The sequence below is a fragment of the Domibacillus sp. F004 genome (genome assembly GCF_057814295.1).
In genome coordinates this window covers 1,010,982-1,036,650 of the sequence record NZ_JBVATB010000001.1, presented here as the reverse complement: position 1 = coordinate 1,036,650, position 25,669 = coordinate 1,010,982, and the positions used below count along the sequence as shown (strand labels likewise).

The window sequence follows — 25,669 nt, the reverse complement described above, 5'->3', positions numbered from 1 at the left end:
ATTCACTCCTATTGTTCAGTTTTTAATGTCACCCAGTTATCACGATGGATTACTTCAGCCCGCTGATTGATAGAATAAGTTTTTGTTTCTTTGCTAGGCAAACCTTTCACTTTTTCAAGGTCAATTGATGAGTAATAAACTTGTCCGCGTCCAAGAAGTTCTCCGGCTTCATTTCTCACATCAATGACATCGAGTGCATCGAATAATCCGTTGATGGATTTTACCCCTGCAGACAGCAAACTTTTTCCGCCTTTCACAACAGCCCTTTCAGCACCAGAATCAATTATTATCGAGCCTTTAGGCTGGGCATGGTGTGCCAGCCACTGTTTTTTTCGCTGCATATGCGGATGTATCGGTGATCCAATATATGTACCTTCGCCTTTCCCTTTTAAAATATCGAGCAATTTCTGTTCACCAGAGCCATTTCCGATAAAAACAGAGACGCCAAGAGACTGTGCCTTGTCGGCAGCCAGCAATTTTGACTTCATGCCGCCTGTTCCAATAGAAGATCCACTTCCGCCAGCCATCAGCAACATATCTCCTGTGACAGCTGGAACAAAATTAAATCGCTTCGCATCCGGATTTGTTTTAGGATTACTATCATATAATCCATCGATATCGGTTAAAATAAAAAGTCCATCTGCCTGTAAAAAGCCGCTGACAAGAGCGGATAACATATCATTGTCACCGTACGTTAATTCTTCAATAGAGATCGAATCATTTTCATTAATAATCGGCACTGCTCCACGATTTAGAAGGCTCGTCATGGCTTGATAAAAGTTTTGGAAACGGTCTTTTGAATAAAAATCGCTTTTGGTCAACAACATTTGAGCAACCGTGTAGCCTTTTGGTGCAAGATGAGAAATATAACGCTGAATGAGTAAGCTTTGTCCTACAGCAGCAGAGGCTTGCCTTGCGGGTATTGTTTTTGGACGCGACTTATAGCCAAGTTGTTTAAATCCTGCTGCTACTGCACCAGATGAGACAACTATGACTTCGTGCCCCTCTTCCTTCATTGCAGCAATAGCAGATGTATGATCTACAATTTTTTCATCTACAATATTTCCAACCTCATCGGTTAACGAGCTGCTGCCGATTTTAACAACAATCCGTTGTTTTTTCATTATGATCAGTCCTTTTCAATAAAAAAAGCACACCTCACCATCCAATAAAGGACGGGGTATGCTTGCCGTGGTACCACCTTTTTTGACGCCAAAGTGCGCCCGCTTAAGTCCTTAACGCGGAGAACGGCTTATGTTTGCATAAGCAATGTACGTACAGGGCAGGTTCAATGGTGTTTACCGCAGGAGCCTTTCAGCCGGGTGGGTTCCTTCTCTTATCCGGTTACATGCCATCTACTAATCCCATCATTTTGATATCCAGTTCTTTTTATTATCGTATAATCTAATTATTTGTCAAGTCTATCTGGGGACACTCGGATAATATCTAAAAAATGCTTTAATACACGAGCTGTCAATCCCCAAATAATTCGATTTTCATAAAAATAAAAGTATTCTTCCATTGATTTTGTTTGCCAGTTATAATCTTTGCCCTTGGCAATTAAATGGTAGGGAAAATCTTCTTCTGGTTCGGGTCGAAGTCTGACGTGATGCAGGGCAGGTTCTGTCTCTAACAAAAAGGAAAGAGGGACAGTGAAAATCTCATCAACTTCTGCTTCATTTAAATTTATTTCTTTTAAATCAATGAATCCTACATAGCTGAATATTATAGTACCAAACGGTGATAAGATAAAATCAAGTGGAAATAAGACCTGGATACTATCCATCGAAACCCCAAGCTCTTCATGTGTTTCGCGCACCGCAGCGTGATCGGGTCCTTCGTCATCCGGATCAATTTTGCCGCCTGGAAAACACACTTCACCTGGTTGACGCCGCATGAAGCGAGAGCGCACTTCAAATAATAGATGAATCCCGTCTTCTTTTTGGATCAGTGGCAGAAGCAAAGAAAATTTCGCCAAATTGTCAGCTCCAAGAATATCCGGTGTCCGGTGTTCAAAAATCATTTTTAACTCATTAATATCCATACTAGCAACTCCAGGTCATTTTCTTCTATTATAATGCAAATAGACAAGATAGTGAAAAAAATGATTTTATAGTGTGAAAATAGACGAAAGAATTGTAAAATGAGATAAGCACATACATCAGCACTTTGCTGACGAATATTTACAATGAGGAGTCCTTGATCATGACAGAACAAATTAACGTACAATTAGCAGCGACGAAAAGAGAAAAACCAGATCAAACGAATCTTGGGTTTGGCCGTGTTTTTACTGATCATATGTTTATAATGGATTATACGGAAGGAAAAGGCTGGCATGATGCACGGATTGTCCCGTATCAACCAATCACACTTTCTCCCTCCGCTATGATATTCCATTATGGACAGACCGTTTTTGAAGGTATGAAAGCTTACTTAACAGAAGATAAACGTGTTTTTTTATTCCGTCCTGAAAAAAACATGGAGCGCTTAAATCGTTCCAATAATCGACTTTGTATTCCACAGATTGATGGTGACTTTGCGATTGAGGCATTAAAGAAATTAATTGAAGTAGATCAAGAATGGATTCCGACAGCGGAAGGTACATCTTTATACATTCGTCCGTTTATTATTGCAACTGAGCCATTTTTAGGAGTTGCTCCGTCCAAAAATTATACATTCATGATCATTATGTCACCGGTTGGCCTTTATTATAAAGAGGGCATTGCTCCGGTTAAAATTTTAGTAGAAAATGCCTTTGCACGTACTGTAAAAGGTGGAACAGGAGAAGCGAAAACAGCTGGCAACTATGCATCTAGCTTAAAAGCCCAGGAAATAGCAAATGAAAAAGACTATTCACAAGTATTGTGGCTTGACGGTGTAGAGAAAAAGTATATTGAAGAAGTTGGCAGTATGAACGTTTTCTTTAAAATTGATGGAGAAGTTGTCACACCTGCATTGAATGGAAGTATTCTGCATGGGGTAACGCGTGATTCAGTTATTCAATTATTAAAGCATTGGAATGTACCAGTATCAGAACGTCGTTTGTCTATGGAAGAAATCGCCAAGGCGCATCACGATGGTAAATTGGAAGAAGCATTCGGTACGGGTACAGCTGCCGTTATTTCACCGATCGGTGAATTTTTATGGGGAGAAGAAAAAATAATCCTGAATAACGGTAAAACAGGTGAGCTATCAAAAAAACTTTATGAGACGATCACAGGCATTCAATACGGGACGCTTGAAGATCCATTCAATTGGGTAACAGAGGTACCGATTGCTTTATCAAAATGATTCACATAAGACGAACTGCTTAATAGCAGTTCGTCTATTTTTTGAAAAGAGGTGCACTCTATTGAAGACAGTCTCATTAGGATTTGGTGTGTCATTAATTGATCTTTACGATTCTGGATTTGTGAAACGGACCGGTTCGTACGTGTTTCATGAATCAAAAAAAGCCATTATCGAAACAAGTGCGACCTTACTACATTTTAATTAGCTAAACCCCTTAAGCCGTATACTGGTACGGTTTTTTTACTATTAGTAAAATGAAAAATTTTTAATGTAAATATTAAGCTGTTTTTATTTTGGATTCATAAGCACTTCATGATAAGGAGTTATGATCATAAAGCACGACAAACAGGTTATCAGGAGGAAGAAAAAAATGAAAAAGAAACTTTTAGTCCCAGCATTAGCAGTTACGGTTCTTGGAAGTGGTATCGCAGGTTCCGTAATAGACTTTTCAGCATTTGCATCAGATAGTACACAGACAGAAGTCTCTGAAAAAGTGGAACAAAAGCAATTAGAAAAGAAGACGAAACTAACGAAACAAAAAAGTATCGATATTTCCTTAAAAGAAGTCCAGGGTAGTGCATCAGATGTAGAACTTGAAGACGAAGATGGAGTAATTATCTACAGTGTGGAAGTCACGGATGATCAAGGTCAAAAACATGAGGTCGCGGTAGATGCCAATACCGGTAAGGTTTTGAAAATAGAAGCAGATGACGAAGATTCTGAGAAAGAGAACGGCGAAGAAAACGATAAAGAAGAGCAAAAACAACTTGAAAATGTACAGAACGCTTGTGTCGAGGTTCATTTTTTGTCTGGGAAATAGTGGAGTTACGCCGCGGAAAAGATATGGTAATGAGTAAATAATAAATATAACAAAAACATAATTAACAATGTGCAAAATTCAAATAATAAAATGAAAAAACAAAGAAATATTACATTCTTTTGTTGAGTTAAAGAAAATATAAAAGGCCAGGACTCTGTCCGGCCGTTAAATAGTGCTCGCAATTCTATTTTAACCTGTGAGGAAAATTCACTTTCAGTTTCACGTAACGATCTTTGTTTTCTTAATAAAGCCACTAAAGAAAAAACGAAACTAATAAATAAAACTATTGATAGTATCCACGCAACAATATCGATTAGCATCATACTGTGATGATCTCCCTCGCTGAGTAAAATTGAATTAGTTACTAATCATATCCAATTAGGAAAGAATTAAACATAAAGTATTCCTTCAAAAAAGAAATTAAGCACAAAACCTTATAGAAGAGGTGTAAGGGAGAGTGATCAACAGTAGACACAAACTGTGAAGGAGTAAATTTCAATGAGTGTAAAAGGAGTTTTTGAGAATTGGAATGGAGATCAGGTATTAAGCGATTTGCATAATTATCAAGACTAAAAAGGGTTCATGGGACAAGCTGAAAAGTACGGGAGGGAAAAGAGAAGTTAGCGCGTTTCAATAATTCGAAAATTCATTACGAATAGTGATCATTTTCAAATGTCAAAATGTAATGAAAATCTATACTATGTAGCTTAATTCTTCCGTCTATTATTATTTGATAATTGATCTATTAAGTAGTCAATTTGTTTTTGCATCCTTATCAACTGCTTGTCTCGGTCAGATTGACTTTTTTGATCTTGTGTATTGGAGTTATTAGCAGCCTCTTCCAATGCTAATACTGCTGCAACAGTTGCTAAGGCATCACCGAACGTAGTAATTACTGAAGCAATGACGGCGAGCTTATCAGCATAATTTTCTGGTAATGATGAATTTGGGCCTTTTTGATTATTGTTTAAATTATTTTCATTCATGGATTTCACCCCTCAATAATAAAACGATGTTAAATGAATCATCGTATCAATCTTATTTTATGCTAAAAATTACATTTTGGTACAATACCTTAACAAATCTCAAACGAAAGAGTAAAGGAAAATGGTTAAATAATCAATCATTGAAAAGAGACAATTTGCTACTGAGAGTTAATTTTTAATCAACAGTACGACAAAAAGCAACTATTCCAGGATAAGAATAGTTGCTGAAGAAGAAATGGAAAATGCTTTTAAATAGGAGGGAGAAAGGGCTTCTATTTGTATTTAATATATACAACAACGATTCAAACGATGAAAATCCGATCAGTTAAATGAACAGTTCAAAGATATTATGGCATAAAAAAATCCAGGAGAATATCCCCGGCTTTAACAGACTAGGGGCGTCCTGCGCTATGAAGATTGACCACGAAAAAATGACAGCTGAAATAGATCTGATGAGCAACAAAACAATGTACGTGGTGAGGGACGGCAAACTGATTCTTTATACGCTACCTGACTATGGTTCGACCGTTGTTGTTATGGTCGGTGGCAGAGTAGATCGTCTTGAAGATAATACGAAAAGAAAAATTTAATGAATAGTAGACACAAACTGCGACATAAAAAAGACATCGATTTTCCATGCCAATAGTTTTATTAGTTTGTCTATTAGCGCCAATATTGATAATACTGGGGAATGTAAGGAATTCGTGAGTATTGCTGAATATATTGTGGCTGTTGATACTGTGGATGTAAATATTGATTAGGCGTATTTTGCTTTACTCTATTGCAGTTCTTGTATGGATCTATATATGTTGATGATTTAACCGGTTCAATTGCTTGTGTCCATTGATTTTCATCGATGCAATAAGTATGAGACATGATATTTGCAGGAGTGAATTTTAAGATATCAGAGCCTAAAATCACTTCTGGAGTTGGTGCATTGAAAATTGCCAAAAGATGAGTGTTATCAACAACCAAAAGGATGGTTCATTTTCCACAATAAGGACAAACGAACGGTTATGTGTTCGGATTCCCGATATACCATATAAATACGCAGGTTACGATTTAACAAGTAGTCGGAACATGCAGTGTAATAAGAGTTAAAAGATATTCAACTGAATGGAAACTAGAATAAATGACCATAATAACCATAGATAAAAACATAAAGGATGATATCATGATTTATATCTATAATGACTATGGTGGGACACATACAACGGCTCTGGCAGCCGCTTATCATTTAAAAGAAATTGTCCAATCAGAACGAAAACTAACTAAAGAAGAAATATTAAATGTTAACTATTTCAATAAATTATCTAAAGATGATTCAGGAAAAATCATTTTTCACGGGATAGATGAAAATGGGGACTCGGTATATACATTAGGGCGAAAATCCTCCAAACTTGTTGTTCCAGCATAAAAAAACTTAAGCTTATTGCTACAAAGCAAACATCAATTTCAAGAAAAAATAATATTCTCTAATACATCACCAACTGTACCGTTTGTCATGTCAATTGGGGGGTTTTTCTCAAGAGGATTAAAAATTGATTTTATAGGTGTACCATTATTAATTATAGGTGCCAAACAATGCTGTGATAATATTTTTCAGTTGGTTGAAAATACGAAACAAATAGGGAAATCCTCAAATGAGGAAAAAGTGATTATTTTAGAAAATGAAATATATAAGTAATAATATTTAATGGTTTATCTCTGTTAGTAAAAGATTGCCTTAGCACATAGGAAATCGGTTTTTTACATTTTAATAGACTAAGGTCAAATTGGATACGTTGAGTCAACCATTAATGTTAGTTTCACATACGGATTAAACTGTTAATTAAGCGCTTCGTAATCGGAGCGCTATTTTTACAGAGATTTGTCGAACGAATAAGCTTAATATAATAGGAGCTAGATATTATAATGGACATGTACTTCAAGTATTATGTGAAAGGGCAAGACTACCAAAAAACGGTGATGCAGATCTACAGGGGCTAAGGTGTTAAAACTATGTCAGCCAGTTATTGAATATGATTTCCAAACCATATCTAATAGGAGGTATACTGTATGCCATTATACAGTATGAAAGAAATCTGGTCGCCGTTGAAATGGATTGGGGTTAAGTTTTTTAGAACTCTTGATGAAGATGGTGCTTATTATATTAAGGTTGGAAACAAGCCTAGAAAGAGAATATAACAATGTGGAGTAACAAAAAGGAAATAGCATTTCAAAGAGCGCCCATTTCGGGCGCTTTTTTATTTATAAGGAAAGCAAGGAGGCCGTACGATGGATTTTACGCAACTGCCACCGGAGTTATGGGCGCAGGAAGTATTCTATGTCCTTTTCGTATGGCTTTTACGGTTCCTGATGACGGAATCAAGAGAGTGAGAAAACAAGCTCACGGTACAGATTGATAAACAAAACGAAACACAAGATAAAATTGTTTGTTCATTAGAAAGATTAGAAAAAGACATCTACGAAATTAAAAGTAACGAGCGAGAGTGATTTATATGCAAGGCATTAAAAATATCGATAATGGAACCATCGTCCGCACGGTGGTTCTTTATGGTTCTTTTTGTTGCGCTTTTGAATCAGTTTCTAGTGTTAGTATAATATAAATAATAGATGATCAAAAAACGACCAAAATTTTTGATCAAGGATTGATGAAATTTGAAAAATGAATTTACTAAACACATATTTGTCACACACATTCATCTCGATCATTCCGGCGGGGCGGGGTTGTTTTTAACGTCGTGTCCAAATGCAAAATTGATGGTTCATCCGAAAGGAGCCCGTCATATAGTTGATCCATCTCGATTAATTGCCAGTGCTAAAAGGGTGTACGGAGATCAGTTTGATGAATTATTTGATCCGATTTTACCAGTACCAGCTGAACGGATTGTTGAAATGGAAGACGGTGGGACGATTGCTCTTGACGGACGCGTATTGAAATTTATACATACACCAGGACATGCTAATCATCATTTTTCGATTTACGATGAAAAATCAAATGGGATTTTCACAGGAGATACAGCTGGTGTTCGTTATGCGGAGCTGACAGACGAGGGAGAAGCCTTTTATTTGCCTACAACATCACCTAATCAATTTAATACAAATGACATGAGGTTGTCCATTGAAAAAATGATGTCATTTAACCCGGACCGTATTTATTTTGGACATTATGGAATGAGTGAGGAACCGGAATTGGCAGTTGGAATGGTATTGACATGGCTGGATATCTTTATGGATATAACAGAAGAGAATAAAGTAGTACATAATTTAGTAAAAGCATTGTTGGAAAACATAACTCGATATTTGTCAGGAAAAGGAATTCCTATTTCTAATCCTGTGTATGACATTATCAAAATTGATTTAAATGTCTGTGCTCAGGGAATCATTCTTTATAAGGGACAATAGCTATAGTTTGACGTAAAGCCTGCTTGATAAGCACATTATTTCACAAACATCATTTTAGTGGAGTACACTATTTAGGAAAGGGGCTTTTGAATGGATAAAAAGAAACAAAAAACGTCTTCTCCATCTTTCTCAACTAAAGCTGCTGTGATTCATTCAACAATAAAACAGGCTTTTGAAATTAAAAAGAATCCATTTCCGTGGATAAAGGCTTTTAGTGCGGGAGTAAGTGCATCGCTGCCAGTCTTTATTGGATTATTATTTGGCAGTTTACAATATGGATTGTTGGCGGGAATTGGCGCTTTTACTTATCTTTATGTATTTAATCAGCCATATGCACAGAGAGCTAAAAAGCTCTTTTTTGTTATGATGGGAATTTCCTTATCGGTGGGAATAGGCACACTTATTGCTCCATACCCGCTTGCATCTGCTATTATGATGGGTGTGATTGGGGCTATAGCCATTTTTATTTTTGGGGCATTAAAAATTTCTGGTCCTTCTGCTATCTTTTTTGTTTTAAGTTACGCCATGGCGACCGGTATGCCTGTTGATCCATCACTTGCTCCGCTGCGCGCTGGTCTTGTTTTTCTCGGAGGGGCCTTATCGTGGGTGATTGCTATGCTCGGCTGGTTTATCAGTCCTCGTGAACCTGAAACGAATGCGGTAAAAAAAGTGTACATAGAATTGGCGGCATTTTTAGATTCAGTCGGTACAGAGAACTTTAATGAGGCAAGACAGAAAACGGTATCAGCGATGAAACAAGCGGAAGAGATTCTTTCAGCAGGGTTTATATCTTGGCAAAGTTCAGATAGGTTTAAACGACTGTATTTATTAAATGAACATGCAAATACGCTCTTTTTAGATGTACTTGAAATAGCATTAGAAGAAAAGGGGAAACTTCCGCGGGAATTAGGGGAATCTGTCCGGGCGCTCGCAAACTCGATTGAGCATAAAAAGAAAAACAATACAAAAATTCTTCAGCCAGATCAGGTTAATAAAGCTGAAGAGCATTTATTCGTCAAAATTTATAATGCGGATGCCATCACGAATGAACCTATTTCTAGGATTAATCAAGAAGTTCGAATTTCGAAGCGATCATTAAAAACCATTTTTTTAGGTGCTTTCGACAAAAATTCGATTGTCTTTCTGTCATCTGTCAAATATGGAACGGTCCTTACGATTGCAGCGATTATTGCGTACACATTTGACTTTGACCGCTCGTATTGGGTTCCATTATCCTGTGCAGCTGTCATGTCTGGTGCGACGATTATTGCGACGTTTCATCGCACCGTTCAACGATTTTTTGGAACAATCATCGGCATTCTTGTCGCAAGCATCATTCTGTCATCCACACCTCAAGGATATATTATCGCCATTATCATTTTAGTTTTGACATTTTTTACAGAACTTTTTATTGTGCGAAACTACGGGCTTGCTGCGATGTTCTTTACACCATCTGCTTTGATCATGGCAGAATACACAACTCAAGTACATGACTTCACTTTTTTTGCCACCGTGAGAGTGACGGATATTTTTATAGGTTGTGTTATTGGTCTTATTGGAACATTGTTGATAGGCAGACGATCTGCTTCTAGTCTGCTTCCGCATTTTATTGCTAAAACAATTCGAAGCGAGGGACAGTTTCTGCTCAGATTGTTTTCTGAACATAATAGCCATATTGACTATGAAAACAGCAGAGAAAGAAGCAAAATGCAAACTAATTTAACTAATTTAAAAACAATATACAATACAGCAACAGGGGAATTATTTAACAACAAAACTGCATTAGAATCTCTTTGGCCTGTCATATTTTCCATGGAACAGATGGGTTATTTACTTGATTCAAGCTTAAAATATGATAAACGACCTGTTCTTTCAGATGAAAGTCTCGCTCGATTGCTTTATACTTTTGAAACGATGGCAATGGCTGCTGAACAAAATCAGCCGCATGCACAAAAAAATATCCCTGATATTCAAGGCTTTTCAAAAATACAAAAAGAGATTATCGCTCTCCAGAACGCTCTTCAAATCCGTGAGAGAGCCCCTAGCTAAAAATGAATGATCAGTCGGGGCTTTTCTTCCATTAAATGTTTTTGCATTGAGATGCATAGTTACTCAACTTTATCATTTTCGATGCGCGAGAAAGCGAATCTCAAGCATCATTAAAAACGCACATTTTTTAAATGATCGTGCATTCGATCTTCTTGAATCCGTTCTAAATATAAGTTGGTAATGGAAATATCCGCATGACCTGCTAAATCTTTTACAACGGCAAGCGGCACATCCTGTTCTAAAAGCGATGTCACAAATGTGTGGCGGAACCAGTGTGGACTGACCGATGGATTGCTTCCGGCGAAATGTACCGCTTCTTTTACAATTTTATAAAGCGCCGCGTAGGAAAGACGTTTTTTATCCGCGCTGGGATCGATCTTGTTGTACATGGAATAAAAAAGAGGCTCTGTTACATTCGGGTTAATGTCTGTTGAATCACCGCAAATCGTACGATATTCAAATAAAATAGATTCTGTTTCAGCCATAATAGGTAAAGTCCGTTCTTTCCCGCCTTTTCCGAGCACATCCACAAGTAAATCGCCACGATTGTTGCGGCGGAAACTTCCCCAATTTAATTGGATTAATTCTGATGCCCGAATGCCAAGCGTCAATAATAGAAACCCGATCAACCGGTTGCGTGCTTCAATTTGCGGCCGGTTTTGTTGTGTTTTCACTGCTTTTGAAAAGCAGTCGATAATCGTTTTTGCTTCAAGGACAGACAACTCACGCATCGTTGTCCGATTTCCGTTTGAATCCGCGACATGTCCTTTTTGGATGTGCGGTTTTTGAATCCAGACAGACAAGCGAGTTGAATAAAAGTGTGTATTAAAGCCAAATTCAAGAAAACGGCGAAAAAATTCAAGTTTACGGAGCGCACTTTTTGGTTTATATGATTCAATCATGAACCGGTTGAATGCTTTCACTTCCGGGAATCCAATATCATGAAAAGAGAGTGCATGAGCAGCTAGGTAAGAAAGAAGGGTCTTCGCATCACTACGATACGCTTTGATCGTATGCGGTGAAAATGTGCGATTGTCTTTTAAAATGCCGATCGCAAAAAAATACTCCAAAAACTCTTCGTCTGTACAGTTTTCGAACGATAAATTACGGTCATCATCCAATAAATGCTTTTTTGACTGCAACATTTCTAAAAAGGCATCTTGCGGTTGAAAAATGGACAGTTCAAACATGAAATCCCTCATTTACTGTAATTATATTATGTATAGTATAGATAATTAAGAGTTATCTTGACTTCTCAAGTGTAGCTTTTTAATGAATCGGAAGCAAGTATATGGTAAAAAAAATAGGAGAAAAAGGGCTGACGCCAAAAACATATATAACGTGATCTTTTGGCAGTAGCCCTTTCTTTTATCCATACCAGGAAAAATATTTACATTATTTACATGAATTAATATGATGGAAATTTGAACTACCCACCACTTAGCTAACGCTTGAAGTAGGGGATTCCTACGAACACCAGTGTATCCACCAGTTATTGAGTAGGCTCTACCCGTAGTCCCCACGGTGAAAGCAAAATATCTTGTACGTTGACTCACCACATGCCCTACTTTAGCTTGGTTTTCGCCACTTCGGTACGTGTGGATACGATTAGAACGTTGAAGATTTTACATGACAGACGAGTTTCCTGTCACAACCTCTTATCTTCAGTTTTCAAAGAACAGCTTGTACAGAAATACTATACAATACAAACAGGTGTTTCACTACGTAAAAAGGCGATGCATCTCCCACCTATTCATTGGGTCTATTGCCCTTCACATTCCTTGAGGTGGGAGTCTTCTCGCCTAAAATGATAAACAATTGTATAATAACTAGTGATAACATTTTAATTTTTTCAATTATAAACTGTACTTATGGATAAAACAAAATGAACCAACTTTTGGTCGAATTTTAGATGCAAATAAAATTTTGAATATTTTAAATGTACATAAAGAAAACATCGATAATGGATTTCCTATTCAAGAAGTTTCAACTTAACTAACGCTTGGAGTGGGAGATTCTCATTCCCAAGGTTCATGTTTGTAAATGGGATGAAAGAATATTTTTCTGAGCAAGTAGATATTATATGATAAGGGGAGAAAATGGATATGGTTCACGGGATATTTACTGGAATAGCGGGCTTAGATATTGCATTCTATCAGAATGAGTTCCCAAAAGAAAACTTTAAAAGTAAGACGAACGATTATCAAACATTCGTTGGCGGACCTGCTGCGAACGCAGCGATTACATACGCTATTTTAGGCGGTAATGCGACGCTCATCACTTGCCTTGGAGATACAACCATTGCTAAAGCAATTAAGTCTGAATTATTCGATGTTTACAATGTCACTGTCATTGATATGGCAGCCGATTCTAAACTTTTACCTAGTTTATCTAGTGTGTTAGTTAATATAGAAAAAGCAACTCGTACCATTTGGAGTGGGCAGCAACAATTTTCTATTCAGCAAGAAACCAGCTATGAAAAGTTAATTAGTGAGGCGAGTTTCTGTTTTTCAGATTGCAATCTTCCTGAAGTATCTATCGATTTTTTGAGAAAATCTAAAACATTAAACAAAAAAATTATTTTAGATTCTGGTTCATGGAAACCGCATTTCCCGGAATGTCTAGGACTGGCAGATGAAGTGATTGCATCAGTAAACTGTCAACCGCCGGAAAGTGATCTACTCACATATTTGGAAAATACACAGGTCCATAATATAGCCATTACAGACGGCGAAAATGATACGTTATGGTTTGAAAAATCGAATAGGGGCGTTATTAAAGTGCCGAAAATTCAAGCGGTGGATTCATTAGCCGCTGGAGACGTATTGCACGGTGCGTATTGCTACTATCGTTATCATGAGGGGTTATCGTTTGTAAAGGCATTGGAAAAAGCTACAATAGTCGCCTCAGAAAGTGTAAAATATTATGGTGCCCGTAAAGGTGTCTATCGTGTTGCAGAACAACTAAAGTAAGTGCAACATCATATATAGTGGAAATACGATCGACATGGTTATTCTCTTTATACTTTGCCCGGCTTCAAATAGGACTAGCTATAGACCCGTAGCAGCATGGACAAAATTATTTGGTGTTATAACTATGACAGCAAAAGCCCAATTTTTCATTGTTGTAATAGAGAAATTGGGCTTTAATGAAAAACAAATATGTAACTGAAACATAGGGGTACTTTACTTAACTTAGTATGTCGGTGTTGATTAACGCGTTGAAAGGAATATAAAGATGGATAAAGAATTAGATGACAGTTTTATTGAAGCTTTGATGGTTTCTCTTCAAGACGAAAGGGTCATTAAAAAGATAAAAGAAATAGCAGAAGCCGGCTTGTTTAGTCAGATAAGGGAACCTAAGGAGCTGCTGAAAGAAAAAGAAAAAGAAATAGCAAGGCTCCAGCAAGAGATCGAATCTAAAAAAGAGGAAATTACTGAGTACCAAATAAAGGTCTATAATCTAAATCAAAAAATTGATTCCTATTTTAATGAATTGCAAAAGAGAAGAGCAGACTACCAAGAGGCAGAAGAACTTTATGGGGCTGTTCAACAGTTATCAAAAACCACAAGAAACTCCTTAAAAGGAATTTTCAAAGGGAAAACAGTGCAAGAATTTATTATTTGTGGTGTACAGTATGAAAACATTTCATCTTTGTGGGATTTTATTAAAAATGAGATTATGGAAGGGCGAGAGCAAGAAAGAGAAACCTTGCTCGCTCTTTTTCACTATTTCTTTCAGGAATACAGTAAAACATACGATACTCCTTTATATAAAATACAGGAAGTGAAAATTAATGAGGTCTTCAGAGAAGACCTGTATATAAGAACCCTCAATAGCAAAATATCCGGCAACGTTACGGAAATCCTGCTGCCAGGATATACAAGCATTAATGGAAAAATCATCAAAAAATCAATTGTGAGAATATAGCAGGCGAAAAAATAGAATGATAATAAAGGGGAAATTGAAATGACATCGATTACTATTCCCGAGCTTGGAGAAGATATTGAAAAAGTTCTTCTTGTGCAATGGTATAAACAGCCCGGAGATTATATTAAGATAGGCGACGCTTTAGCCCAATTTAGCAGTGGGGATATCAGGTTTGACCTCTTTGCAGAAATAGAAGGTACTCTTAAAGAATTAAGTGTAGCGGAAGACACTTTAGTCAAGATCGGTGATGTGATATGTTACATGAAGTCTGGTGATGCTCTATCTGCAGAATCTTTAACAGAAGCCGAAAAAAAGGAAACAATAGAGGATAAAGAACCCCTTGAGAGTGTAACAAGTTTGGTTGAAAAAAATTTGGAAGACAATTCTATTCACTTAATAGATAACAATGATAAGCAGATTCTCTTTTCACCTGAAGCTCAGACGGTTCCTATCTCTTCTATTTCAATGACTTATAAAGAAGTGAGATCTTTAATTAACCTTTTATATCAGAGGGCAGAAGAAACCTTTTTTAAGGATGAAGCGAGCTTCTTCCAAGAAATTAAAAAGATGCTCCATTCTAGATGGGTTTACATGAACAACGCAACTATTGTTTATGATCATAACATTGCATCTTTATTTCCTTATAGAAAGCACTATAAATTAATTGATGAAGACTTTGACTACAAAAAGCATCTAGATGTTGCCGGTTTTACAGGTGATGCTATGACACATGAAGAAGCTGTCAAAAGTTTTAATACAACCGATCATCCTGTATTTAAGAAAATAATAGCTTTAGATGATTTCTCCACGAGTAAAAATCCTTCCGTTTCAAGGATATTTACCAATCCAACAGCCCACTCTTCTAAATCAATAGCGTTTAAATTGAACGAGGAAGACATTCAAAGCTTTGATGTAGTAAATCAAAAAATCGATTTGCAAGGGAAAGGATTTTTTGTTCCTATTTTCCGTTTAAATGGGAAAAACGCTTTTGAAATTAATGATCAAATGGCTCTCTATCTATGGCTGGAAAACGGATTAGTACCAAGTGGATTAAGTACAGAGCACCAAAAAGATTATGATTATTTGCTGGCATTGTATCAATTAAAGGGTTTAGATCATGAAAATTTCCAAAAAGAATTGCCATCCGTCGTTATCGATTCCGAGTCGTTTTTTGAGAAACTTTTAAACTCTGAAAAAGTAAGGGCTGATATCGATACATATGATAAAAAGATGTTAACGGATCCAAATCGAGGACATTGGGATTTATGGCCTATCTTCAATGAGGAAAAACCTTTAACGATAAAACTAAATGATGAAATAATGGCCAGAAACCCTAAAATGGATATTAGGGAAGACGGCATAGTTGGAATTGATTTTGGTACGAAAAGTACAGTGGTCGTTCATCAAGAAGAAAGTGACTTTACTCTTCCAATGCGTGTTGGGGTTGGCTACTTTAACACTGAAGTACAAGAATGGCATTATGAAAATCCAACTGTGATTGAATTTATTGATTTAGAACATTTCTTGGAGCTTTATCTAGAGAAAGAAGGAAGACCGGATACAAAATGGCAGGATGTTACGGTTTCTCATACTGCTTTTAATAGTTTGATGAATGGAAAGAGTGACCATTATTATTCTATATTGAATAATTTAAAGCAGTGGGCTGGAGAAAAGAAAAACCATCTCCGATTAAAAGACAAGAAGGGATATGCCGTTGTACTGCGTTCTTTTTTGGACTTAACGGAGCAGGAAATTAACCCAATTGAATTATACGCTTACTACCTTGGTTTGTATATTAACAACCAGCACAATGGAATTTACCTAGACTACACTTTATCTTTTCCAGTCACGTATGAAAAAGAGGTAAGAGAAAAAATTCTAAAGAGTTTTGAGCGTGGGCTGAAAAAGACGCTCCCTATTCCAATTCAGCAAGATGAAGAATTGATGGAAAAATTCCGCGTCACGAGTGGTGCAAGTGAACCTGCCGCATATGCTATTTGCGCCTTACAGGAATACGGATTTGAACCGGAAGAAGATGAAAAAACGTATTACGGTGTGTTTGATTTTGGTGGAGGGACGACAGATTTTGATTTTGGTATTTGGCGTGAAGCAGACCAAAAAGAAAGAAGATATGACTATGTCATTGAACATTTTGCTGCGGGCGGGGATCGTTATTTAGGTGGGGAGAACCTGCTAGAGTTATTAGCATTCCAAGTGTTTAAAAACAACCAAAAAACAATGCGTGAACTTAATATCTCTTTTACTCTCCCAGCAGAATGTATGAAGTTTCCCGGAAGCGAGACGCTGATTAATGAGTCACAAGAATCCTATTTAAATACGAAACAATTGGTAGAAAAATTAAGGCCTCTTTGGGAAAGACATGAACGGTATGAAGAACAGTTTGAAAAAGGGATGATCCGGGCAGACTTGTTTGACAAAGCCGGCCAAGCAAAACTCAATGTTGAACTTTTAATCGATCAAGATGAAATGGAACAATTGATCGAGAAAAGAATTGAAAAAGGAATTAAAAATTTCTTTGAGTCTTTACGACGCGCTTTTGCCCGGTCAGAATCCGGCGAAATGAATAAAGTAAATATACTGCTTGCGGGCAACTCAAGTAAATCCCCGGTCGTTATGAATTTATTTAATAAAATGATAGAGAAGGAAGTACTGAATATTCAAAACTGGGGAGAGGTGTCTGATAATTTTTTTGAGGTTTTTCCACCGCTGGGGACAGAATCCGCTTATTTAAAACAAGAAGAAAGAAATAGAGTAGTTAACCGAAATAATTTAACAGCTCCTACTGGAAAAACTGGAGTGGCCTTTGGGCTTGTACAAAGTAGAAAAGGCGGAAGTATAAAAGTTATTGACCGTAATATTATCGATGATAAATCAAAATTCAAGTATTTTCTTGGCAAAGGAAAAAAAGGGAAATTCAAATCGGTGATTGATCAAGAAGAAAAGTATAACATATGGCATTTATTCATTGATGCATCAGAAGAAGATTTTGAAGTTTATTATACAAGCCTCCCGGAAGCTAGTACCAACCAACTTGATATTAAGCAAGCTCAGCGGAAAAAGTTTCGAATTGAGCATGTAGACGATTCAGCTTTTGTTTATATTCGAACAGTAAGCCCGACCGTTATTGAATATGTTGTTGCCTATGAAGACTCAATTATAAATGAAGTTTATTTAAGTGAAATTACCAGAGTGGAATTAAGCTGATCTTTTATCAAAAAAATTTATGTGGAAACGTTAAATGAAAAATCTTTGGTTCTGGTACAAAGAATGCCGGTCCAGAATGATGAACTCAATGCAGAGGATATACCTGTACTGTGCAGTGAAGATCAAAGGAAGCACAATTGATTTTATCTCAGTAAAACAGCAAGGGACAAACAGGCTGCAATGTGCTTTTTCGAAAAAGCACATTGCAGCCTGTTCAAGTTTCTAAGCCTAGTGTCATTACAGTAGATAAAAATCCAACTTATTCTTATATATTGAGGGCATTGAAGCAATGCATATGATAAAAAAAGAGCAAGTTTCCCAAGGGTGAAATCTGCCCAAAATGAAGTTGAATTCACACAATTTAACGGTATTCATATATTCTTAATTTGAAGGTACCCCTTTTATCTTGCTTTCCAAATATGTGACTAGTTTATCCTTATAGGATAAGAATCCTTTGTATTCGGTTATATCGTCTGCCATAGTAACCAATATATTATATAATTGTTTCGTCCACTGAGGGTTTTTGGCTGCTTCATCTAATCTAATTAAATGTGTATGGATACTGAATAAAATTCCGTTGCTGCGCGGAAGTCGAAAGAGTTTTTGATCTTCTACCCTGAAATAAACTAATTCTCCTGCATTTTCACTTGTTACGTTGTCTTTTTTTACTCCCCATTCGTCAAACGCTTCAGGAGAAGAATCAAGAATGGGCTCAACAGTCACTGTCCAATTAAATCGTGTCCACGGTTTTCCTGGCTCCATTCTCATAATGAAATTGCGAATTTTCTCAGCCAAACCGCTTGTTGTAAAACGTGATGGCACAGGAAAATGGATGGCCATAAAGTCCATCCCGAAATCAAACTTAAGCGACCAATTGGCCGGAAAACATAATTGTCCTGCGTCTAAAAAAAGATCTCCGTCTCTTTGTGCAAGATAAATGAGATCGGCTTGAACATGACGCCCTATAAAGTCCAACGGCTCATACGGTAAAGTGGAAGGATCTCCGAAAGTGAAAGATTGTTCTTCCCCCAGTATGTGATTTTGAAATGTCCACTCCTGTCCGTTTTTTAGAACGGTGAAATAGTGCGGATAGATTAAAGCCATTTCATCCATTGTAAATTCTAAAATTTCCCACTGGGCTTCAATTGAATGAGGAGCAGATTGATACGTTTGCTCTTTTCTCGTGTCTAAAAGCTCCCTTTTTAGTTTAATTTCTTCAACGTATTCAGGAGTGATATCTAGCATAATTGGGGGCTCTAGTGGTTTGGAATTATTAGCAAAATCATGCGTGTCTCCTTTAAACGGCCAAGGGAAACGGTCTGCTATAGGCCGATTTGGAATTTTTACGACTTGAACAGGTTTAGGAGTAATCTTTTCCATTCTATTCCCTCCTTCTTAAAATGTTGGTCTTTTTAGAAAATGATAGACATTCTATAAGGAATACTTACTTATAGAATGTCTTTTCATTTGGGCTACTCAATTTCGGTTTATCTATAGTTCGTTTAACTTCACTATCGGAAATCTCTTGTAGAAGATACCTGCTTTAAAAATTTGAATTTCTGATGTTTGACACTCCTAATCGCTTATTTATTTAGTTTAAAGCCGTTTGTTTCCTTTACGCTTTGCCTGCTTCTTTAATGAGTCGCTGCATTTCTGCCGCAACTGCTTTTTTGTCGTCTGCGCCTGTGATACCGCCGCCTACGATGACAAGATCCGGTTGTGCTGCAATAACACCTGGAAGTGTTTCCAATTTAATGCCGCCTGCTACTGCTGTTTTCGCGTTTTTCACGACACCTTTGATTGTGTTCAGTTGTTCAAATGGTGTTTCACCTGCAGCTTGAAGATCGTAACCTGTGTGTACACAGATGTAATCTACGCCAAGTGCGTCTACTTCTTGTGCACGTTGTGCAAGGTTTTTAATGTTGATCATATCGATCAAGATTTCAGAACCGTGTTTTTTCGCTTCTTCTACCGCACCTTTAATTGTTGCATCATCTGTTGCACCAAGAATCGTTACGATGCCTGCGCCTGCTTCTGATGCTTTCATGACTTCGTAACCGCCTGCGTCCATTACTTTCAAGTCTGCAAGAACGGTCAAGTTAGGGAATGCTTCTTTCATTTCTTTTACTGCACGAAGGCCTTCGTTAATAATAACCGGTGTGCCGATTTCAACGACATCAACGAATTGTTCTACTTCTTTCACGACTGCGATACCTTCTGGAATGTTGACAAGATCAAGTGCTAATTGTAATTTCATGGATATATCCCCCATTCTGATGATTACTATAGGAGCTTTTGCCGTAGCCTCTTCCAATATTGGATGCCCCATCTATAGCAGTGCTTATTCTTGCTCTAAATTTCGATAACATACATTCTTTTTAAAATTTTTAGAGGAACACTCATCTAAACGAATCGAACAAAAGGGACTGGAATACTAGCTAGAAGAACCTTAAATGGCTTCAAGCTTTTTTTATTTATCTGCTTGTTTTTCTTTTGGCGGCCTGAAATCATCTATTTATTGTAAAACATATGAATATGTATTATTTTTCTTTTAATGTTAGATATTGTACAGCATCGACAATTATTATAAGATTAAAATGATAGGGAAATTTTTAATTGGGGGTATGTGGAAAAAATGGGGAAATGGAAGAAATCGAAAAAAGCAGGAGTTGCCGTCCTGGCAGCCATGATAGGAACTGGCGGCATCATTTTGCCTGTAGAAGATAAGGCAAATGTGCAAGCAGAAGAGCCAGTCGTCACCATCGCTCCGATGAATGCGGAACAAATAGCTAGCGCATTTATGACAGCGGTTACGAATGAAAAGTGGGAAGAGGCTTATGCCTTATTGAATGAAAATTTCAAACAACATGTATCAAAAGATATGCTGCCGATCATTTGGGAAGCAAAAACGGCTCCTTTCGGTAAAGTGGGAAAACAATTGTCCATCAAGAGAGAAACGAATAGCATACACACCAATGTTGTGATGACGTATGAAGGCTCCTTGTCCCCGATGGATGTGACGATTAATCTGGATCAAGCGGGAAATATTGATGATTTTTATATGCCGTTTTATTATACGCCGCCGAGTCAGTACAAGGAGCCTTCTTATGAACAGAAAGAGAATTACGTAGAGCGGCAAATGAAAATTGGTGAAGGAGAATTTGCCCTTCCAGGCACGCTAACGTTACCAAAGGGAGAAGGGCCTTTCCCTGCAGTAGTCCTTGTACACGGTTCAGGGCCAAATGACCAGGACGAATCTCTTTATTCCACAAAAGCTTTCCGTGATATAGCAGTCGGTTTAGCAAATGAAGGGATTGCCGTCCTTCGCTATGAAAAAGTGACAAGGGAGCACCATATTAAAACAGCGATGAATATGAAGTTCAGTATTTACGAGGAGACAATCATCGATGCAATAGAGGCCGTTCATCTTCTTCATTCTCTCCCGGAAGTAAGTGATGAAGTCTATGTATTAGGGCACAGCCAAGGCGGATATGCATTGCCGCGCATTTTAGAAGCGGATCATGAGCACCAAATTGATGGGGGCATTATCGTATCAGGACCAAGCGACAAGTTCCAGGATGTCATGTTATGGCAGCAGCAAGAAGCAGTGAAAAGAGCAGAAACACAAGGACTGCCTGCCGAACAGATCGAAGCGTTACGAGCAAATCTCGATTTATGGCAGCAGCAAATAGCCCTTCTCAACAATCCAGCCTACTCAAAAGACAATATACCAGAAACATTTCTCCTCTCTAATGCTTACTGGTGGTACGAACTTCGTGATTATGTCCCATCACAGTTAGCAGCCAAGCAAAACGTTCCTCTTCTTATTATGCAAGGAGGAAAAGACTTGCAAGTGCCGCCGGCCTATTTGAATAAGTGGGAATCCGCCTTAAAAACATGGGATAATGTTACGTACAAAATGTACCCGAATTTAATTCATTTGCTTGTTGATTATGAAGGAGAGCCCAATTTTTCAGAGTACGCAATCCAATCGAACGTACCGGAGACATTTATTCAAGATACTGCTGATTGGATCAAAGGGACAAAAGGTTCTGTAGCCTTTTCAGATGTAAAAACAGATTTCTGGGCGTATGAAGAAATTATGTTTTCAGCCGAAAAAGGCTATTTAAATGGCTATTCTGATGGAAAGTTCCAGCCAAATATAGCGATAACGAGAGCTCAAGCTGCTAAAATCGTAGCGAATGCTTTACAGTTCGAGAAGGGCAGTGTAACAGATCAGACGGTCTTTAAAGATATACAGTCAAACAATGAGTTTTTGCCGTACATTCGCTTTTTGAAACAAAAAGACATTATGTCTGGCTACAAGGATGGAACCTTTAAACCGAATGAACCATTGACTCGTGCTCAAATGGCGCGACTGTTATCAACAGCCTTTCAGCTAGACGGACATTCGGCCAAGTCTTTTAAAGACGTAAGAAAAGACCACTGGGCTGCGCATTATATTGATGCTTTAGCGGCTAACAACATTACAGTCGGAAATTCGAACGGGACATTTGGCCCTGCCCAACATGTAACGCGTGCTCAAACAGCTGCCTTTTTATATCGTGCGATCAACCAGCCAAACTAACTTGTTCGTGTATCAGGGAAAAATCAAAAACGCCAAAACGAAAAGGTTATGGCGTTTTCTTTCCATGGTTTTATTCCATACAATCATTTTTAAAAAGGAGATTCAACCGATCTTAATGAAGACAGGTGTACACAGAAATTTAAAAACCTGTGTTAAGAGAAGAGGAAACAAGGGTAATAGGGAATAGAAATGGAGCGTGATCCAATGATACGATTTGATCAAGTGGAAAAGAAATACGAGGACGGTACAATTGCTGTCCAAAATCTTAACTTACATATACGAAAGGGGGAATTTTTCGTATTGATCGGGCCAAGCGGCTGCGGCAAAACGACAACATTGAAAATGATTAATCGGCTCATCCCGTTATCAGACGGAACGCTGTTCATTAATGAGAAAAAAATAAGTGAATTCAACATTCACGAGCTGCGCTGGAACATTGGGTATGTCCTCCAGCAAATCGCCTTGTTCCCGCACATGACGATTGCTGAAAACATTGCCGTTGTCCCGGAAATGCGCAAATGGAGTTCTTCTAAAATTAAAAGCCGGGTTGATGAACTTTTGTCGATGGTTGGCCTCGATCCTGCTACATACCGAAATAGAAAACCGTCTGAATTATCCGGCGGCCAACAGCAGCGAATCGGCGTTATCCGGGCACTCGCGGCTGATCCTGAAATTATTTTAATGGATGAACCATTTAGTGCACTTGATCCGATTACGCGGGAAAAATTACAGGATGATCTTCTCGCATTACAGCGTCAAATTCAAAAAACGATTGTTTTCGTTACGCATGATATGAACGAAGCAATGAAACTAGGCGATCGTCTTTGTCTGCTGAAAGACGGAAAAGTTGTTCAAGTCGATACACCGGACCATATTCTGCAAAATCCGGCTAATGATTTTGTTCAAAGCTTTATCGGTACACAGTCAAATCTAGAAAATAGACCTGTAAAAAACATTGTCGCACGTTTTCCAGCCAAAGCAGAAGCAAGTCAATCAATTTCCGCTTCCATGTCTATTCACGAAACACTTGCACTGCTTGCGGAGTTTGAATCGTTATCTGTTGAAGAAAACGGACAGCTAATCGGCCATGTGAACAGGCAGACTGTCATTCAGTATCTGGCTGAGGAGGAGCAGTCATGAGCGATTTTGTGAACGTATTTTCGGAGCGGAAAGACCAGCTATTAAGCGCTCTTATTGAACATATTCACCTTTCATTTGTTGCCTTATTCTTTGCCGTATTAATCGCCATTCCACTCGGCGTTTATTTAACGAGAAAGCAGAAAGCGGCAGAAAGCATTATCGGTATGACAGCAGTCATGCAAACAATTCCATCACTTGCTTTGTTAGGCCTCTTAATTCCCTTATTCGGAATCGGGAAAATCCCTGCTGTCATTGCCCTCGTCGTGTACGCGCTACTGCCGATTTTGCGTAATACATATACAGGAATTAAAGAAGTAGATTCATCCTTAATTGAAGCAGCACTCGGCATGGGAATGAATAATAGGAGACGACTGATAAAAGTGGAGCTTCCGCTTGCGATGCCGGTTATAATGGCCGGTATTCGGACAGCGATGGTCTTAATTGTTGGTACCGCAACACTCGCCGCTTTAATCGGCGCCGGCGGTCTCGGTGACATTATCCTGCTTGGAATTGACCGGAACGACACTGCCTTAATTGTTCTTGGAGCAATTCCAGCTGCACTGCTCGCCATTTTATTTGATTTACTGCTGCGTCGTTTTGAGTATTTATCTTTTAAAAAAGCAGGTACCCTTATTGGAATAATGCTTGCTATAGCTGTGTTGATCATTGTTATTCCATTCTTTGCAAAACAGGATAAAGAAATCGTCATTGCCGGTAAATTAGGGGCAGAACCGGAAATTTTAATCAATATGTATAAATTACTTATTGAAGAAGAAACGGACCTATCTGTTGAATTGAAGCCAGGACTCGGCAAAACATCCTTTGTCTTTAATGCCCTGGAATCAGGGAGTATCGATGTCTATCCGGAATTTACCGGCACGGCCATTTCAGAATTTTTGAAAGAAACAGCGGAAAGCACGGATAGCCGGGATGTATATGAGCAAGCGAAAGAAGGCTTGACCGAGCAATTTGATATGGAGATGCTGAAGCCAATGCAATATAACAATACGTACGCTATAGCCATTCCAACAGCAGTCGCAAAACAAAATGCGATTACCTCCATTTCAGATGTAAAGAAAATTGAAAATCAAATAAAGGCGGGCTTCACACTTGAATTTTCGGACCGTGAAGATGGCTATTTAGGAATTCAAAAACGCTATGATCTTGCATTCCCAAGCGTTGTGACAATGGAACCGAAACTGCGCTATCAAGCGATTGAAAGCGGGGATATTAACTTAATTGACGCTTATTCGACAGACAGCGAGCTGCAAGTGTATGACTTAACCGTTTTAGAAGATGACAAGAATCTATTCCCGCCATATCAAGGCGCACCACTCTTGAGAAAAGAAACAGCGGATGAGTATCCGGAACTTGTTGCCGCATTGAATCAACTTGCCGGGAAGATTACGGACGATGAAATGCGCGATATGAACTATCAGGTGAATGTAGAGAGGAAAAGCGCCGCAGAAATAGCACGGGCATTTTTAACAAGTGAAGGATTATTGAACGATTAAAGGTTTGGCATGTTGTCAAAGCAGCTGTGTAAAACAGGCTGCTTTTCCTTGTGTGGGAAAGGCTTAAATACTGTTTTAAGATTTTATGATCTATTAGGCAGCCCCTTCATTTATCATTTACAGGGAGAGGATAATGTACTATTATTATGAATAATTGAATTATTTAATAAGTTAAGAGAAAAGAAAGGTTTAAGTAAGCTGCCTGTTCTCAATCGAATATTGAGAACAGGCAGCTTTATTTTTCCTGATCGTATCTATAAAGGTTAATCCTCTTTAGGAGTAATAAATCGATACAATCAGGTATATAAATCTATCTTTTTTAAAGTTGAGGAGGAGAATAAGTGGGAGCATTAGGTGAATCTTTATCATTTATCGGTACGGTTATTATGTTGGCGGGTATTCTTTCTTTTTTTATGAAGCGGATGAGAAGGCGGCCAGGTGCAAAAAGAAGTTTTTATATGATTATTGCAGGCCTCATCCTTGCTTTCATAGGGGGCCTTTAAATGAAGGCTTGACATTTAAATCAAGTTCCTCAAAAGGTTTTAGAACATCAAACTTTTTGCCGTAACAATAGCGAATAGGATCAAATGAAATAAAAAAGCAGCCTATTATCTGGTTGCTTTTTTTTATATAAGAAACGGTTTATTCAACTGCTCCAAAATTATTCATTTTATCGGCCTGTAAGTGGCCTAACTGCAATGTTTCTTTTGTTTGCATT

Annotated in this window: 20 protein-coding genes, 3 pseudogenes and 1 riboswitch; of the genes and pseudogenes, 16 read left to right on the top strand and 7 right to left on the bottom strand. The window is 37.9% G+C overall.

Annotated features, from left to right (window positions below):
- Positions 1-8: 8 nt before the first annotated feature.
- Together proB and ACZYRN_RS05440 are read right to left on the bottom strand one after the other, a co-directional pair.
- Positions 9-1,124 carry a glutamate 5-kinase gene (gene proB / locus ACZYRN_RS05445; RefSeq protein WP_488910479.1) on the bottom strand — a complete coding sequence of 372 codons (1,116 nt, stop codon included), beginning with the start codon at positions 1,122-1,124 and terminating at the stop codon, positions 9-11.
- Between the two features lie 284 nt (positions 1,125-1,408).
- Positions 1,409-2,044 carry an NUDIX hydrolase gene (locus ACZYRN_RS05440; RefSeq protein WP_488910478.1) on the bottom strand — a complete coding sequence of 212 codons (636 nt, stop codon included), beginning with the start codon at positions 2,042-2,044 and terminating at the stop codon, positions 1,409-1,411.
- Between the two features lie 161 nt (positions 2,045-2,205).
- Here ACZYRN_RS05440 and ACZYRN_RS05435 point away from each other — a divergent pair, with 161 nt between their 5' ends.
- The 3 genes from ACZYRN_RS05435 to ACZYRN_RS05425 all read left to right on the top strand — a co-directional run bounded on the left by ACZYRN_RS05435 (position 2,206) and on the right by ACZYRN_RS05425 (position 4,111).
- The gene (locus ACZYRN_RS05435) at positions 2,206-3,291 is read left to right on the top strand and encodes a branched-chain amino acid aminotransferase (protein WP_488910477.1); all 1,086 of its coding nucleotides are present in this window, start codon (positions 2,206-2,208) and stop codon (positions 3,289-3,291) included.
- Positions 3,292-3,352: 61 nt separating this feature from the next.
- Positions 3,353-3,496 carry a hypothetical protein gene (locus ACZYRN_RS05430; RefSeq protein ID WP_488910476.1) on the top strand — a complete coding sequence of 48 codons (144 nt, stop codon included), beginning with the start codon at positions 3,353-3,355 and terminating at the stop codon, positions 3,494-3,496.
- A gap of 165 nt (positions 3,497-3,661) precedes the next feature.
- Positions 3,662-4,111, top strand: a complete 450-nt coding sequence (locus ACZYRN_RS05425) for a PepSY domain-containing protein (protein WP_488910475.1) — start codon at positions 3,662-3,664, stop codon at positions 4,109-4,111.
- A 707-nt stretch (positions 4,112-4,818) separates the two neighbouring features.
- On the opposite strand, the gene ACZYRN_RS05420 is transcribed toward ACZYRN_RS05425, so the two are convergent.
- Positions 4,819-5,097, bottom strand: a complete 279-nt coding sequence (locus ACZYRN_RS05420; RefSeq protein WP_488910474.1) for a hypothetical protein — start codon at positions 5,095-5,097, stop codon at positions 4,819-4,821.
- Between the two features lie 410 nt (positions 5,098-5,507).
- Between ACZYRN_RS05420 and ACZYRN_RS05415 the strand changes: the two genes are divergently transcribed.
- Positions 5,508-5,687 carry a DUF3954 domain-containing protein gene (locus ACZYRN_RS05415; protein ID WP_488910473.1) on the top strand — a complete coding sequence of 60 codons (180 nt, stop codon included), beginning with the start codon at positions 5,508-5,510 and terminating at the stop codon, positions 5,685-5,687.
- A gap of 73 nt (positions 5,688-5,760) precedes the next feature.
- Here ACZYRN_RS05415 and ACZYRN_RS05410 read toward each other — a convergent pair.
- Positions 5,761-6,066 (bottom strand): annotated as a pseudogene (locus ACZYRN_RS05410) (cupin domain-containing protein); the annotation flags it as partial.
- A 205-nt stretch (positions 6,067-6,271) separates the two neighbouring features.
- Here ACZYRN_RS05410 and ACZYRN_RS05405 point away from each other — a divergent pair.
- From ACZYRN_RS05405 to ACZYRN_RS05390, 4 genes and pseudogenes are all read left to right on the top strand, one after another.
- Positions 6,272-6,784 (top strand): annotated as a pseudogene (locus ACZYRN_RS05405) (DUF3189 family protein).
- Between the two features lie 248 nt (positions 6,785-7,032).
- Positions 7,033-7,117, top strand: a riboswitch (cyclic di-GMP riboswitch).
- A 38-nt stretch (positions 7,118-7,155) separates the two neighbouring features.
- Positions 7,156-7,284: a hypothetical protein gene (locus tag ACZYRN_RS05400; RefSeq protein ID WP_488910472.1), complete on the top strand. Its 129-nt coding sequence runs from the start codon at positions 7,156-7,158 to the stop codon at positions 7,282-7,284.
- Positions 7,285-7,758: 474 nt separating this feature from the next.
- A complete protein-coding gene (locus ACZYRN_RS05395; protein ID WP_488910471.1) occupies positions 7,759-8,505 on the top strand; it encodes an MBL fold metallo-hydrolase in 747 nt (248 codons plus the stop codon).
- A 90-nt stretch (positions 8,506-8,595) separates the two neighbouring features.
- Positions 8,596-10,554, top strand: coding sequence for an FUSC family protein (locus ACZYRN_RS05390; RefSeq protein ID WP_488910470.1), 1,959 nt, complete (start codon positions 8,596-8,598; stop codon positions 10,552-10,554).
- 110 nt (positions 10,555-10,664) lie between these two features.
- Here ACZYRN_RS05390 and ACZYRN_RS05385 read toward each other — a convergent pair whose 3' ends face one another.
- Positions 10,665-11,744 carry a tyrosine-type recombinase/integrase gene (locus ACZYRN_RS05385; RefSeq protein ID WP_488910469.1) on the bottom strand — a complete coding sequence of 360 codons (1,080 nt, stop codon included), beginning with the start codon at positions 11,742-11,744 and terminating at the stop codon, positions 10,665-10,667.
- Positions 11,745-12,659: 915 nt separating this feature from the next.
- Between ACZYRN_RS05385 and ACZYRN_RS05380 the strand changes: the two genes are divergently transcribed.
- The 4 genes and pseudogenes from ACZYRN_RS05380 to ACZYRN_RS05365 form a co-directional block, all read left to right on the top strand.
- Positions 12,660-13,526, top strand: coding sequence for a PfkB family carbohydrate kinase (locus tag ACZYRN_RS05380; protein ID WP_488910468.1), 867 nt, complete (start codon positions 12,660-12,662; stop codon positions 13,524-13,526).
- Between the two features lie 265 nt (positions 13,527-13,791).
- The gene (locus ACZYRN_RS05375) at positions 13,792-14,484 is read left to right on the top strand and encodes a hypothetical protein (protein WP_488910467.1); all 693 of its coding nucleotides are present in this window, start codon (positions 13,792-13,794) and stop codon (positions 14,482-14,484) included.
- 39 nt (positions 14,485-14,523) lie between these two features.
- Positions 14,524-17,709, top strand: coding sequence for a biotin/lipoyl-containing protein (locus ACZYRN_RS05370; RefSeq protein WP_488910466.1), 3,186 nt, complete (start codon positions 14,524-14,526; stop codon positions 17,707-17,709).
- Between the two features lie 91 nt (positions 17,710-17,800).
- A pseudogene (locus tag ACZYRN_RS05365) lies at positions 17,801-17,999 on the top strand (DDE-type integrase/transposase/recombinase); the annotation flags it as partial.
- A gap of 91 nt (positions 18,000-18,090) precedes the next feature.
- Here the strand turns inward: ACZYRN_RS05365 and ACZYRN_RS05360 are convergent.
- On the bottom strand, positions 18,091-19,089 hold the full coding sequence (locus ACZYRN_RS05360) for a heme-dependent oxidative N-demethylase family protein (RefSeq protein WP_488910465.1): 999 nt from the start codon (positions 19,087-19,089) through the stop codon (positions 18,091-18,093).
- Between the two features lie 235 nt (positions 19,090-19,324).
- Positions 19,325-19,966: a 3-hexulose-6-phosphate synthase gene (hxlA, locus tag ACZYRN_RS05355; RefSeq protein ID WP_488910464.1), complete on the bottom strand. Its 642-nt coding sequence runs from the start codon at positions 19,964-19,966 to the stop codon at positions 19,325-19,327.
- Between the two features lie 378 nt (positions 19,967-20,344).
- On the opposite strand from hxlA, the gene ACZYRN_RS05350 reads away from it, so the two are divergent.
- The 4 genes from ACZYRN_RS05350 (at position 20,345) to ACZYRN_RS05335 (ending at position 25,454) form a co-directional block, all read left to right on the top strand.
- The gene (locus tag ACZYRN_RS05350; RefSeq protein WP_488910463.1) at positions 20,345-22,297 is read left to right on the top strand and encodes an S-layer homology domain-containing protein; all 1,953 of its coding nucleotides are present in this window, start codon (positions 20,345-20,347) and stop codon (positions 22,295-22,297) included.
- A 204-nt stretch (positions 22,298-22,501) separates the two neighbouring features.
- Positions 22,502-23,437, top strand: coding sequence for an ABC transporter ATP-binding protein (locus ACZYRN_RS05345; protein WP_488910462.1), 936 nt, complete (start codon positions 22,502-22,504; stop codon positions 23,435-23,437).
- Positions 23,434-24,951, top strand: a complete 1,518-nt coding sequence (opuFB, locus tag ACZYRN_RS05340; protein WP_488910461.1) for an osmoprotectant update ABC transporter permease/substrate-binding subunit OpuFB — start codon at positions 23,434-23,436, stop codon at positions 24,949-24,951. Before ACZYRN_RS05345 ends, opuFB begins: the two co-directional genes overlap by 4 nt.
- 341 nt (positions 24,952-25,292) lie before the next feature.
- Complete coding sequence (locus ACZYRN_RS05335) at positions 25,293-25,454, top strand: hypothetical protein (RefSeq protein ID WP_488910460.1); 162 nt, start codon at positions 25,293-25,295, stop codon at positions 25,452-25,454.
- Positions 25,455-25,669 lie beyond the last annotated feature (215 nt).